General features: G+C 40.6%; 8 protein-coding genes. 5 read left to right on the plus strand and 3 right to left on the minus strand.

Going from position 1 to position 14,349, the window contains the following annotated elements:
- Positions 1–352: 352 nt before the first annotated feature.
- The 4 genes from ACFS6I_RS07920 to ACFS6I_RS07935 are packed head-to-tail and all read left to right on the plus strand — an operon-like array spanning position 353 to position 7,630.
- Complete coding sequence (locus ACFS6I_RS07920; protein ID WP_380919448.1) at positions 353–3,637, plus strand: SusC/RagA family TonB-linked outer membrane protein; 3,285 nt, start codon at positions 353–355, stop codon at positions 3,635–3,637.
- Positions 3,638–3,642: 5 nt separating this feature from the next.
- Positions 3,643–5,565: a RagB/SusD family nutrient uptake outer membrane protein gene (locus ACFS6I_RS07925; protein ID WP_380919450.1), complete on the plus strand. Its 1,923-nt coding sequence runs from the start codon at positions 3,643–3,645 to the stop codon at positions 5,563–5,565.
- 23 nt (positions 5,566–5,588) lie between these two features.
- Positions 5,589–6,896 carry a DUF5000 domain-containing lipoprotein gene (locus ACFS6I_RS07930; RefSeq protein ID WP_380919452.1) on the plus strand — a complete coding sequence of 436 codons (1,308 nt, stop codon included), beginning with the start codon at positions 5,589–5,591 and terminating at the stop codon, positions 6,894–6,896.
- A gap of 11 nt (positions 6,897–6,907) precedes the next feature.
- Positions 6,908–7,630 (plus strand): DUF4998 domain-containing protein, encoded by a 723-nt coding sequence (locus ACFS6I_RS07935; RefSeq protein WP_380919454.1) that lies wholly within the window; start codon positions 6,908–6,910, stop codon positions 7,628–7,630.
- Between the two features lie 218 nt (positions 7,631–7,848).
- Here ACFS6I_RS07935 and ACFS6I_RS07940 read toward each other — a convergent pair whose 3' ends face one another.
- Positions 7,849–9,402, minus strand: a complete 1,554-nt coding sequence (locus tag ACFS6I_RS07940; RefSeq protein WP_380919456.1) for a discoidin domain-containing protein — start codon at positions 9,400–9,402, stop codon at positions 7,849–7,851.
- Between the two features lie 429 nt (positions 9,403–9,831).
- Here ACFS6I_RS07940 and ACFS6I_RS07945 point away from each other — a divergent pair, with 429 nt between their 5' ends.
- Positions 9,832–11,958 (plus strand): catalase, encoded by a 2,127-nt coding sequence (locus tag ACFS6I_RS07945; protein ID WP_380919458.1) that lies wholly within the window; start codon positions 9,832–9,834, stop codon positions 11,956–11,958.
- Between the two features lie 85 nt (positions 11,959–12,043).
- On the opposite strand, the gene ACFS6I_RS07950 is transcribed toward ACFS6I_RS07945, so the two are convergent.
- The gene (locus tag ACFS6I_RS07950) at positions 12,044–12,568 is read right to left on the minus strand and encodes a YceI family protein (protein ID WP_021191618.1); all 525 of its coding nucleotides are present in this window, start codon (positions 12,566–12,568) and stop codon (positions 12,044–12,046) included.
- Positions 12,569–12,757: 189 nt separating this feature from the next.
- Positions 12,758–14,347, minus strand: coding sequence for an MFS transporter (locus ACFS6I_RS07955; protein WP_380919460.1), 1,590 nt, complete (start codon positions 14,345–14,347; stop codon positions 12,758–12,760).
- Positions 14,348–14,349 lie beyond the last annotated feature (2 nt).

Raw genomic sequence — 14,349 nt, forward strand, 5'->3', positions numbered from 1 at the left:
AAAATAGTTGCTTTTATATAGCAGTTTCTAGTCGGAAGCCAAATAGCTAATGAATTGTACAGTTGAAGTTAAGCCTCAAAAAAAACGGCATGGTTTTTTAAGATTCTAAATGATTTTTCTGCTATTTTCCCCCCTTTTACTTAAACGATTTCGTAGATTTTTTAGTAGTAATTACGCAATGGATTTCGTAGTTTTTTGTAACTAATTACGAAAAGGATTTCGTGTTTAACGCAATCGTTTGCTGTGATTTGACTTTTCAGAATGTCCTTAAGTAGTTTAATATTTGTTTCGGTGCTCTAACCATCACCAACAATTATAAATCTATTTATTAACCAATTTTAAGGACTACAAAATGAGTGTTTTTCACAAGAAAAATGGTCATCTTTTTTTTCATCTTAGTGATAAAGATGACCTAAAAAGATCACCGTTTACAACGCTGTTTAAGATCACATCAAAAACGATTATTTTCCCTCTTATTTTATTCAGTAGCATCAATTATAGTCAGGCAAAGGAGTCTGAAAAACTGTTGCGAAGTAATTATAAACTCTTTCAAGCGGATATTCAAGTAACCGGAGTCGTTAAGGATTCTACGGGGACGATCTTGAGGGGTGTTTCAGTTGCATTAAAAGGAAAATCAACGGTTGGAACATCGACCGATGTCAATGGAAATTATATCTTAAAAGTTCCATCCTCAGGAATTTTAGTTTTCTCCATGGTCGGTTATAAAACTCAGGAAATTAATGTGAATGGATCCTCAAGCGTCAATGTGGTGCTGGTAGAAGCAGAAGCCAATCAGGTTGATGAAGTCGTTGTTACCGCATTTGGACAAAGGCAGAGAAAACAGGATATTATCGGTTCAGTTGCTTCACTTAGTCCTAAAGAGCTACGTGCTCCAGTCAGCAATCTGACCGCTGCCTTGCAGGGAAAAGTAGCGGGAGTTGTTTCCTTCCAGAGAAGTGGAGAGCCGGGGTCCGATAACGCCGATTTTTTCATTAGAGGTGTCGGTACTTTTGGGACAAATGCGCGACCACTCATATTAATTGATAATATGGAAGTTACGGCAGATGATCTTGCTCGGATACCGGTAGATGATATCGAAAATTTTTCCATTTTACGTGATGCAACAGCGTCTGCTGTTTACGGTTCCAGAGGTGCCAATGGTGTCGTTTTAGTAACCACCAAGACAGGAAAGGAAGGTCCTGCAAGAGTAGCTTTACGTGCCGAAAATCGAATTTCTACACCAACACAGCGATTAAAGTTAGCGGATCCTGTTACCTGGATGAAATTGAACAATGAAGCCGTGTTAACAAGAGATCCATTAGCTGTAGAACAATATGGACAGGAGAAAATAGAAAAAACATTGGCCGGAGGTGATCCTTTACTTTATCCAGCAGTAGACTGGTTAGATGCTTTGACCAATAAAACAACATCCACTCAAAATTACAACTTAGGTATTTCTGGTGGCGGTCAGATCGCCAACTATAATGTCAGCGGTAACTTTACGAATGATAATGGTCTACTCAAAATGAATGATCTGAATAATTTCAATAATAATGTGAATTTTCAGGTTATGAATTTACGGAGTAACGTGGGCATTAATTTAACGAAGAGTACGCAAGCGATGATTCGAACTGTTGTTAATTTGCAAAATTATTCAGGGCCACCTACAAGCGGAGCAGAAGCTTACAACCTTGCCTTAAGGGCAAATCCTGTATTATTCTTACCGGTTTATGAAGTTGGAGCAGCACAATCTTACATCAAACATCCGCTGTTTGGAAATGCAGGGGTAGATGGTCAATATCTTAATCCATATGCTGAAATTATGCGCGGTTATTCCGAAAGAAGAAGAAGTGATGTTCAGGTTCAGCTTGAACTGAAGCAAGATCTTTCCGAGCTCGTTACTCCTGGTTTAAACTACAGGGGTTTGATTAATATTTCAAGAAATTCATATTTCTCGCAATCCAGAACTTACAATCCATTCTATTACACTCCGATGGGAATTGATCCGGTGAGTAATACACCGATTTATAAGCAGTTAAATCCAACAACAGGAACCGAGTATCTAGATTTTAAACCCGGAAGCAGAACTCAGGCCGCAATTTTTTATATGGAAAATCAACTTTCATATTCAAAAGCCATTGAGAAGCATAATTTCTTTGGTATGTTGATCAATACAATTCGCGACAATATCAATACGCCGGTAGACAATAATATCTCATTAATTAATACTTTGCCATCACGAAATGTTTCCTTGTCAGGTAATTTTACCTACGGATATGATAGTCGTTATCATGTACAGTTCGCATTTGGGTACAATGGATCAGAAAGATTTTCATCTAAATACCGATGGGGATTTTTTCCATCCTTTGGAGCGGCTTGGAGCGTTTCTAATGAAAAGTTTTTTGAACCGCTAAAACCAGTTGTTAATAACCTTAAATTTAGATTTACACGGGGTACATTAGGTAATGACCAGATTTTAGACACCCGCTTTTTTTATCTATCCGATGTTAATTTAAACAGTAGTAATAATGGTTATACCTTTGGACCTCCTGCTGAATCCTCTCGATATACGGTTAATGGTGTGGTTGTAAACCGTTATGCAAATCCGGATATTCGTTGGGAGATTTCTACTCAAACCAATTTAGGAATAGATCTAGGTCTTTTTAATGGCGCCATTACCTTTACAGGGGATTTCTACACACAATTTAGAGATAATATCGTGCAGCAGCGTACATTACCCAATAATAATGGATTGACGGCAAATGTATATGCGAATGTGGGCGAGTATAAAAGCCGTGGATTTGATGGGGAGCTTGTTTATAATAAAACGGTAAATAGTGATTTGTGGTTCCAAGGAAGAGGAACATTTACTTATGCTACAGGGGAATATGTGTTTTATGAAGAGCCTAAATACAAAAATGATTATCGCAATCGGGTCGGAACAAGTGCCGCTCAAACCTTTGGATATATAGCAGAAAGGTTGTTTATTGATGATAATGAAGTGTATAATAGTCCTAAACAGGAGTTTGGCTCAATGGTACGCGGTGGTGATATCAAGTACTTGGATGTCAATCGTGATGGTGTCATTAATGACGATGATCGAATGCCTATTGGTCACCCAACGACACCAGAAATCAATTATGGTTTCGGTTTAAGTACAGGCTATAAAGGACTTGATCTTTCTTTCTTTTTTAGTGGTGTAGGTCGAGCTTCATTATTCATTAACCCAACTGCCGATAATACTGCAACAAGTAAAGGGATAGCACCTTTTGGTAATATCAACTCACCGAATGCTGTGCTGCAAGAGTGGGCCGACAGTCATTGGTCCGAAGATAATAAAAATATATATGCCGCCTGGCCGCGATTAAGTATCCAACCAATGGCTAATAATACGGTTTCGAGTACCTATTGGTTACGTGATGCCAGTCTATTTCGCTTAAAACAACTGGAACTGGGGTACACTTTAAATAAAGAATTTACACAAAAATTCAAGTTTAAATCTTTCCGAATTTATGCGAGTGCAACCAATCTGTTAACCTTTAGCACATTTAAATTATGGGATCCAGAGATGGGCGGAAATGCACTCAATTATCCGTTGCAGAAAGTTTTCAATATTGGTATAAATGCAAATCTATAATGATCATGAAAAATAATTTTAAGATAAGTATTTTTGGATTGGGTATGCTACTCGGGATGACTGCATCCTGTAACAAATTTCTAGATGTTGTGCCTGATAATGCTCCTGTACTCGATCAAGCATTTGCCATGCGCACCATGGCCGAACGATATTTAGTGACTTGCTACAATTCACTGCCCCTAAATTCTTCCGTTACTGCCAATACCGGGATTTTGGCAGGAGATGAGTTTTGGTTAAGTTCTCAATCCACTTATAATTCCTATAACAATTGGAAAATAGCCTTGGGAAATCAAAATTCAGATAACCCGCTTATGAATGCATGGGATGGTAATAATGGGTCGACTGGTCTCTGGATTGGTATTACAAACTGCAATACATTTTTAGATAATATTCAAAAAGTGCCCGACATGACCGATGCTGAAAAACTGCAATGGGCCGCTGAAGTCAAGTTTTTGAAAGCTTACTATCATTTTTTATTGTTAAGACAGTACGGTCCTGTTCCGATCATGGACAAAAATATTCCCATCTATGATCCTCCTGGCAATTCCCAGATACCAAGGAGCAGTGTAGACGAATGTTTTGACTATATCATAAGTACGATAGACAGTGATATGGAATATTTGATGGACGATGTTACTGCTGTTAATCAAGAAACAGGAAGGATTACGAAGCTCGTTGCAAAAGCGATGAAAGCTGAAATATTAATGTATGCGGCGAGTCCATTATTTAATGGAAATACTGGAATAGAAGCGTCGGTACGAAATAACGATGGGAAAGAATTATTTAATAAAACCTATTCTATCGAAAAATGGCAAAAGGCATCAGCAGCTTGTAAGGAAGCGATTGACTTTGCTCATGGATTAGGCAAGCATTTGCATACTTGGAATGCTGTTGGAAGCTTTACGCCACAGACAAGTACCAAGTACCAAATGAATACCAGGGAAGCATTTAGTGAATCTTCTAATAATCAGGAGATCCTGTGGCTCGATTCCCGTTCTATTGCATCTGCTTCATATCAAGGAGCTTTTATGGTTCCTCGTTTTACGGCGAATGCAACAAGTTCAAGCTTATCGGGATATATGTCTGTGACGTTAAATCTTGTGGAGAAATTTTACTCTAAAAATGGTGTTCCTATCGACGAAGATATTTCATATCCCTATAATTCCAGGTTTGATTTAGTTACTGTACCCAGTACGGATGGCTATCGCTTTAATCTGGTTGCTGGAAAGACAACTTCAAGATTACAGCTGGATCGTGAAAATCGATTTTATGCATCGTTAGTTTTTGATGCAGGTCGTTTATTTGTAAATCAAGCCGGTTCAGATGCGAATGCGTATAATATCGATTTGAAATATGCAGGGGCGTCGGGTAAAGTCGATCCAACAAATTACAATTGGACAGGTTTTGCTTCTAAAAAGCATTACAATTATCAAAATACGGTAGCTGCGAGCAATGTGTTTACGGCTCGATTATTTGGATATCCTGTGATGCGCTTAGCAAATCTTTATTTATACTATGCTGAAGCTCTCAATGAAGTTAATGGACCAACGCAAGAAGCCTACAGTTATATCGATTTGATTAGAGAAAGAACCGGTTTGGGCGGTGTCGTAGACTCCTGGCTTAACTATTCGGTTAATCCATCTAAACCAACCACTAAAGAAGGTTTTAGAGAAATTATTAAAAGTGAGCGCACAAGCGAATTTGCATTAGAAGGGATTCGTTTCTGGGATTTAAGGAGATGGAAAGATGCGGTGAAAGAATTAAATACGCCCATCTTAGGTTGGGATATTAATCAGTCTGCCGAAAGTTCTTTTTATAGACCTACAGTGCTTTATACCAGATCATTTATGGATCGGGACTACTTTTGGCCAATTAGTTTAAATGAAAGACGTAGAAATCCTAATCTTGTTCAAAGTGCGGGATGGTAAACGAAATAATAACGAAAATCATTATGAAAAATATTAAAAAATTCAGTAGTCACTTTAATGTTTGGTTGTGTTTAATGATCACCTTTACCATCATAAGCTGTAAAGAAGATAGTGGCATTCAATTCGCAAGGGAAGGTGCAAAACCAGATAAATTAACAAACATAAGTTTTGAAGAAGCAGCTGGCGGAGCGATTATATCTTATGATATGCCCGATAATGTTGACTTGCGCTACGTCCAGGCGACATATACCTTAGATAACGGTCGTACAATGGTCGCCAAATCGAGCGTGTACGATAATCATCTGAAGGTAGAAGGCTTTGCAAAAATCGGTGAATATAATATCGAGTTAAAGGCTGTTAGTGTTGGTGAAGTACAGTCAGATCCCATTATGATTAAGATTAAGACGGGTAAACCTCAGTATCAGATCTTGGCAGAATCATTTGAATCGGATAGTTACTTCTATAGCACGTTTGGCGGAATTAATTTAGTTTACAAAAATGAATCTGCTGCAAATATTATATTGCGTGTCTTTAAATTTGGGACTAATCCAACCACAAATATGACAGGCTGGAATACCATCAATGACACCTATACCAAATCGAAAGAAGGCGTAATCAGAGTGCGCGGTGAAAATCCCATAGCAGCCAAATACGGCGTAATTATTCGTGATCAGTGGGGAAATATTTCCGATACGATTGTACGCACGCTCACCCCTTTGGAGGAAGTAGAGCTGAAAGGTATTAAGGGATATAAAGGTATAGTTGCCTATTCAAATGAAAATAAGAACGGCGAATATATTCTTAATTATTCTGCTCAGGGTAATAGCGCGGATTTAGAGGTCGCTCTTTTTGATGGATTACAAACCGGATCTACTTATAATACAGGAAAACAATGGTGGGGCAGGAATGCACCAATTCCTTTACAATTTAGTTTGGACTTAGGTAAAAAAGTACAATTAAGTCGTGTGAAGTTATGGGGGCGTAATGATAATGCTTCTTTATTATTTCAGGCAACCCACCCTAAAGAGTTTGAAGTTTACGCCAGTAACAATCCTGCGACGGATGGTTCATGGGATTCTTGGACATTGGTTGGATCTTTTACTGGAACACGACCATCTGGGCTTGCTTTCGGGGTGAATGCGACACAAGAGGATCAAACGTATGCACAGGCAGGAGAAGATTTTGAAGTGGCTTGGGATACGCAGGAATCTTACCGATACTTTCGTGTAAAAGTACTCTGCACTTGGAATGGAGTCCGGGAACAACCTCTAGGAAATGCTTTGACAGTAGCCATATCTGAGATGAAATTTTTTGGTAAATATACCCAATAGCAATTTTAAATATGAAAAATAAAATATACACAATAATAGCTTTCTGCACCTTTTTAGTGGCTGTTTCAAGTTGCAAACCAGCAGACTATTATTACGGCGACTATTTGAAAAATGGAGAGATTTATTACCCAGGGCGAATAGATTCTTTGACTTTGATACCTGGAAATAAAAGAGCAATTTTACGTTTTCAGATGACAACAGATCCGAAAGTGAAACTTTTAAAAGTTTTCTTGAGGAACAGTTTGTCAGCAAAACAGACTATCATACCATTTGATGTAGCACCGAATAGTTATGGTAAAATTAGAGAGATAAATCTAGACCAACTGGAAGAAGCGACATACAGTGTTGATGTGCGTTCATATTCCGGTAAAGATAGTTCTCAAAGTGTTAATACGAATCAATATATCTATGGTGAAAGATATAATCTAACATTAATCAATAGAACCTTTTCTAGTTTTGATAAAACGAATAGTGCTTTACATAAAGCAACCTTTAATAGTGAGAGCAATCTGCCTAGAGAGGGAACATTTTTCCCGATGCAGTATACGGAAGTTGTTTATCAAAAATTGAACGGTGAGATGATGACGGTAAAAATCACCCCATATGAAACCAAGGCGAATTTACAAGATATTGTAAGTCCAAGTACGATCAAGTATCGGACAGTTTATAAGCCTCTTGTTCAGTCTATTGATTTCTTTTACACACCTTATAAAGAAATATCGTATACGAAATAAACCTTCAGACTCGTCATGTATATTGATCACGCAGTCCTAACGCTGCGTGATCAATTGTTTTTGATACCTCGTATAGATTGATAAAATGGTTTAGAAGTGATTCTCTTTGATTTTATAACAGTTATGGAATGGCGTTGACCTTATGTATGTGCTTGAAAAGAGAAATTTAAAAAGCTCCTGAACGGATCCGTTCAGGAGTTTTTTTTGTGAAATTAAAATTAATCTTGATAGGTGCCCACTTCGTTTAGCGCCGCCCATTGCGTGCCATCGGTGGCGCTGGAAATCGTCACTTTAAAGTAACGGAAGGTTAGGCTATTGGGTAAAGTCACGTAGGCAGGTCCTGCCGCATCTGGGAGCACATAACTGCCGGCATTTTGCCAGGTGCTGTTATTGGTACTGACCTGAATTTGAATATTCTTGGGTTTACTTCCTCCAGAGCGTTGTACAAAGGTAAAGCGGTTCACCGGTTTTGAGGCTCCCATATCGATGGTAAAGAAATGCGGATGGGTAGAACTCGCACCAGACCAACGGCTTACCCACTGCGTTGTTTTATCTCCGTCGATGAGATGGACAGCCTGACCGCTTTCTGCCTGAGTCTCTTCCGAGCTTACGGCAACGATAGTCCAATTTGCTTTATTGTATTCGGGTCTGTCGCCAAACTGAATATCGGGTTTACCGTTCTGCATTTGATAACTGTAGCTGCTCCAATGTCTGTAGCCATTTTCATGGATCAGGCTGATTGTAAAATCATTCTGCAGGTTGCTGCGATCTTTGAATTCGGTAATGGCGATCTCGGTATAAAAACTATCCAGACCGATCGGGGTGGTTACCCAGTTTTCAGAGTCGTAGTTACCATCTCCGGCACTGCGCTTAGCATCGTTAGTAAAGCCGATGAAGTCCACCTTTTTATTACTGCTGAACCGTCCGGATACAATTACTTTTTGTGTAGCATCGTCATAGCGGGCATTCAATTTGGTAATTTTCGCATTGGCACCCGCATACCAGTCCGAACGTGTTGTGGTACTGAACACCTGTCCACGGCTCAGTACGGCACAGTCCCAGGCATCTAAATAAGTCGGTGCTACGACAAAGGTGCCACCGTTTCCGGTGATAATCGGTGTACCGTAGAGGTTGTTCTGCGATACCAGACCGCCATTATGCGGCAGATTGAGACCGTGCATCATTTCATGCGTATTGCCTCCGATCCAGGAAGAAGCCAGCCCAGCTGTATCGGTACGGCTCATATTGGCGATTTCCATATCGGGGAAATCGATGCCGTAGCATTTGGTTCCGATGCCATAGTATGGCGCATTTTGTTCACCGAACTTATTGACCGTGGTCAGGATCAGGTAATGGTCACTGGATTTTTGATGGGTCTGAAAATACGTGGTAATTTCCTGCCACATAGCCGATTCTCCACCCTCATACGGATAGGAGGAAGTCGGGAGATTGCCCTGTACAACATGGATTTTGACCCTGTTGGAAGCATTTTTTAACAATCCGAAGGTTTTGTCGCCATGTCCCCAATGCTGCATCCAGGTTTTGACAAAGTTTTGTTGGTAGATCAGTGTTTCGCTGATACGTCTTTCGTAATCGGGATTGGGAACCATGTCGGAAGGAACAAACAAGACGACGTTGAGGTTGTAGGGATGGTCTGAAGTGTAGACGGTGTCGAGGGTGTTCGTATTGGCATCAATACGGGTGAGAATTTCTGTTCTTTTACAGGATCCGAATAGTAGGGTCACTGCAAGTACGAGATGGTAAATTTTCATAACAGTTGTTTTTGGTTAAAGGATATATGGATTATTCTAAATGATCGTATTGAAAAAATGGGTACTTGCATCTTATTCGGGACGCACCGTATATGTACGGATTTAGGCAATTGCTGTACGTGATCTTGCTCTGACTGTCACCTGTTTCGCTAAAAAATCTTCCGCTTGATTATTTGACGAAACAAATGATTAGGTTAAAAATAGGAGGTTAAAATGAATAAAAATGCAAGTTTATTACCTTTTATTAAAACTATATTACCTTTAAATTGACTCTATTAAGACTGTTGCTCAGTCTTATGTCTTCGGTCGGGGCTTCTTGCGTTGCGGATCTGCGGAAACAAATCGGACCTTAGGTTGTTACTAGTAATAGTGTCGGTCATGTGAAGGGTACCGACATGTTCTAATCTTCATCAATAACTTTATTTAAACATGGCTAAGCAACAAGAAAACAAAAAAGTGCAGCAGATTCAGGAGCATACGATTGACAATGCCAATCGGGTATTGACGACGAATGATGGAGTTCCGATCAATGATAACAACAACATGCTCAAAGCAGGAGAACGTGGTCCTGCACTTATAGAAGATTTTATTTTTCAAGATAAGCTGGCTCATTTTGACCGCGAGCGGATTCCGGAACGGGTGGTACATGCAAGAGGTTCTGGTGCTCACGGTATTTTTGAAGCGACAGCAGATGTTTCTCAATATACCAGTGCCGCTTTTTTAAAGAAAGGTACGGTAACGCCGCTGTTTATCCGTTTTTCAACTGTTGCGGGCTTTAAAGGATCGACTGATCTGGCGCGCGATGTAAGGGGATTCTCGGTAAAGTTTTATACGGAGGAGGGTAATTATGATTTAGTGGGTAACAATATTCCGGTATTTTTTATTCAGGATTCGATGAACTTTCCGGATTTGATCCACGCTGTTAAGCCAGAACCGAATAATGAGATGCCTCAGGCCGCATCCGCTCATGATACGTTCTGGGATTTTATTTCTTTGATGCCTGAATCTGCACATATGCTGATGTGGGCGATGTCCGACCGTGCTATTCCGCGTTCTTTTAGAATGATGGAAGGTTTTGGTGTTCACACGTTCAAATTTGTCAATGCAGCAGGGAAAGGCACTTTTGTGAAGTTTCATTGGAAACCTAAATTGGGCGTGCATTCGGTGGCATGGAACGAGGCGCAAAAATTATCGGGATTTGATTCGGATTTCTTACGCCGGGATCTGTGGGAGAATATCGAAAAGGGTAATTTTCCACAGTGGGATCTGGGTGTACAGCTTGTACCGGAAGAGGATGAACAGAAATATTCGTTCGATTTATTGGATGCAACGAAAATCATTCCGGAAGAATTGATTCCGGTAACGATTATCGGAACGATGACACTGAACCGTAATCCGGAAAATTTCTTTGCAGAAACCGAGCAGGTAGCCTTTGATCCAGGACGTCTGGTACCGGGTATTGACCTGACCAATGATCCTTTATTGCAGGGACGTATATTCTCTTATGCAGATACACAGAATTACCGATTGGGAGGTCCTAATTTCCATGAGCTTCCGATCAATAGACCGGTCAACGGTAAACATAACAATCAAAAAGACGGTTTCGGAAGACAGGATATCCTGAAAGGCAACGTCAGCTATTTCCCAAATAGTTTGGGTGGCGGTTGTCCCTATCAGGCGATGTTAAAAGGCGAGACCGGTTTTAAGAGCCATGAGGAAAAGGTGGATGGCTATAAAGTAAGACGCAGGTCTTCGTCATTTGCTGATCACTTTACACAAGCCCGCTTGTTTTTCAATTCGCAGACAGCACCTGAAAAGGAACATATTATCAGTGGTTATAGCTTTGAGCTATCGAAAGTCAATTCGGTAGCTATCCGTAAAAGGGAGCTGGCGATCTTAAACCAGATCGATCAAGAACTGGCAAAAAGAGTGGGTGCCAATCTGGGATTGACACCTCCGGAGCAACTGGATGAACTGACGTTACAGTTTGCGCGTCAGAACCATCCGGAATATCCGGTGAAAGCGCCTAAGCCAGAGGTAGAGAAATCTGCCGCATTGAGTATGGCTACCGCTCCGGGTGAAGGAACGATTGAAACTCGGAAAGTGGCTTTTCTAGTGGCAGATGGTGTGAGCAAAGCATCGGTCGATGTCATGAAAAAAGCATTGGAAGCGGAGGGTGCAGAGGCCGTTCTGATCTCGACACATACGGGTAACGTGAAGTTTAAGGAAGGTGGAGAAGCGGAAATCCAGCATACTTATCTGACGGAAGCTTCGGTCTGTTATGATGCATTCTATACACCCGATGGTGATTCGGTTGCAACATTGGAGGATGAGCCGGATTATATCCATTTTATCAACGAAGGATTTAGACATTGTAAGGCTTTGGCCTTTGCTAAGGGTGCTGAAAAATTAATTGCAGGATCGTATATCGCCAAGCAGGAAAAGGATGCCGGTGTGGTACTCGAATCAAAAAATAACCTGACGGCAGACTTTATCAAAGCGATGAAAGGTCACCGGGTATGGGATCGGGAGAAAGGACGGAAAGTGCCTGCTTAGTGCGGGAACTATGGATCTCATGCATATACAAAAAAAGTCATGCTTCTGATGGGAGCATGACTTTTTTTATAAGAGTATATATTGCTTATTTCGTCACAATGAACTGAAAATCTGCTTGGAATTTTACTTCGTCGCTCACCATCAATCCACCTGTTTCTAAAGCCGCGTTCCAAGTTAATCCGAAATCCTGACGGTTGATTTTACCGGTAGCGGTATAACCGATTTTTTCATTACCCCAAGGATCTTTTGCTACACCACCAAACTCCACGTCGAATGTAACGGATTTGGTAATGCCTTTGATCGTTAGATCGCCTGTTAATTTAATATCATCACCGTCTTTTTTACTGCTCGTAGCATGAAATGTAATGGTCGGGTTGGCCGCAACATCAAAAAAGTCTGCACTTTTCAAATGCTCGTCACGTTGTTCGTTTTTTGTGTTGATAGACGCTGTCTGAATGGTCAGGTCTATTTTGGCATTTTCTAAATGGTTTGAATCACTATCTACCGTAACGTCAAAATCTTGAAATTGACCTTTTACGTTAGTAATCATCATGTGTTTTACTTTAAACTCTATTTCACTGTGTGCTTTGTCTAAACTCCAATTTGCCATAACTTTAATGTTTAAATTTGTTTATAAATTTTTTATTTTCTTCTCTAATATTCTGCTACAAAATTAAGGGTTAAAACTGTTATAATTCTTGACCTAGATCAATATCGTACATGTGCTTTGCCTTCTGACATTAGGTAAACAAAGAGGCGCTGTATTGGTTTCGATTTATTTTTGCACATCTGTTCATATCTAGTAAGGAACATTGAATTTTGTCAATCTCAGTACCACTTGCTGGATTTTGGGTAGAAAGATCAGAATAATAATGACCAGTACGACTCCGGTAAGCATCAGATCATAATAATCGCGGCTTGCGCGGGCGAGGATCTGTTCTTTGAGTATGGTATTGAAAAAGGCATTGGCGGCCACCTGCGATTTTAAGCCGTCATTACCTGCATTTTGATAGGTCTGTTCAATCTGCTGCAAGGTGAGGGGCAACTGCGGATTGATCTGGTTAACCGCATGGCGTACCTGATCCTGAACCGCGGCCCGGGTAAATAATTGCAGTTCATTATTAACCGCCATACTGCTGCAAAATCCTATAAATCGAGCTAGAATACCGATCATGGAAGCATTTATCGCGATTTTGGGTGGTGCAGCAGATACAGTGAAGGTGACAATAGGTACAAATAAAACTCCGGTTGCAATGCCATAGATAAACATAGGCAGTATAAAGTCTGCTGTCGATCCGGTCACGGAAATAAAGAGCAGCATATAGGTATAATACAAGCCCATGATGATAAATCCGACGATGATCATCCGAATCAGATGGGTTCCCAATAGTATAAAGCGCGCTGTTACATACATACTCAGTACTGTTGCGGATATGACAGCCAACCAAATGGGAATGGTATGTAAAGGATCGGTTTTTAAGATTGTTTCCAGATGGCTGTAGGTCAGTCCTGTACTGCCTTTGAAGAGGTAAAATACAAAAAGCAGTAAAAGACCGATAACAAAGTTTTTCGCTTTGAAAATCCGCAGATTAATCAACGGACGTTTTAAGCGCATTTCCCTGATAATAAAAAGTATAAGGATGCATACTGCGGTCAGAACTAGCTGGCAGATCACGGTACTGCTGAACCAGCCCAGCTGCCTCCCGTAAATGAGGATATAGCCCAAGAGCAGTACAAAACTGGTATAGAAGAGGTAGCCGATCCAGTCCACCTGATAGAGCGGTATCTTTTTATGCAATCTTGCTTTGGCATCCATCGTGATCAATACGGTAGCGGTGAGCAGCAGCAGTAAGATATTGGCTCCGTAAAACAGCCAGTTGAAATCCAGATAATGAAGCACCATGCTGCAGTAGATGGAATAAAGTGGAATAGAAATCTGAATGCCGGCATAGAGAATGGTGTACCCGATGACCCTGGCCCGTGTGCTATGCAGTCTGGGGAACACCAGATGGAGTACAATACCCGATAGCAGTGCGCAGGTGATGCCCTGTGCAAATTGACAGATGAGAAAGAGGGGCCAGCTTTTACTATGGAAGCAGATCAATGTGCAGATACCATTGGTCGCTAATGCCATCAATAGGTATTTGCGTGAGGTGAAGTATTTCACAATACGGGAATCGAGCGCCAAGAATGTCACTGTGGATCCATAGATGAGTACCATGGCATATTGTACATCTGTGGGTGCTACGCCGTAATACCCCATCACGGTTACAGGACTGCTGTAGAGGGCAAAACTGAATAAGCAGGTCATCAGGATGGCGAAGATAACCGATCTGGCCAGCCACTCGGATACCCAGTGTTTAAATAAAGGAATTTTGTGTGCTTGCATCT

Source organism: Sphingobacterium anhuiense (assembly GCF_042686355.1).
GTDB lineage: Bacteria > Bacteroidota > Bacteroidia > Sphingobacteriales > Sphingobacteriaceae > Sphingobacterium > Sphingobacterium anhuiense.

Coding starts and splice junctions, on each gene's coding strand:
- ACFS6I_RS07955 (WP_380919460.1), bottom strand. CDS start 14,347: ATGCAAGCACACAAAATTCCTTTATTTAAACACTGGGTATCCGAGTGG.
- ACFS6I_RS07935 (WP_380919454.1), top strand. CDS start 6,908: ATGAAAAATAAAATATACACAATAATAGCTTTCTGCACCTTTTTAGTG.
- ACFS6I_RS07920 (WP_380919448.1), top strand. CDS start 353: ATGAGTGTTTTTCACAAGAAAAATGGTCATCTTTTTTTTCATCTTAGT.
- ACFS6I_RS07930 (WP_380919452.1), top strand. CDS start 5,589: ATGAAAAATATTAAAAAATTCAGTAGTCACTTTAATGTTTGGTTGTGT.
- ACFS6I_RS07945 (WP_380919458.1), top strand. CDS start 9,832: ATGGCTAAGCAACAAGAAAACAAAAAAGTGCAGCAGATTCAGGAGCAT.
- ACFS6I_RS07950 (WP_021191618.1), bottom strand. CDS start 12,568: ATGGCAAATTGGAGTTTAGACAAAGCACACAGTGAAATAGAGTTTAAA.
- ACFS6I_RS07940 (WP_380919456.1), bottom strand. CDS start 9,402: ATGAAAATTTACCATCTCGTACTTGCAGTGACCCTACTATTCGGATCC.
- ACFS6I_RS07925 (WP_380919450.1), top strand. CDS start 3,643: ATGAAAAATAATTTTAAGATAAGTATTTTTGGATTGGGTATGCTACTC.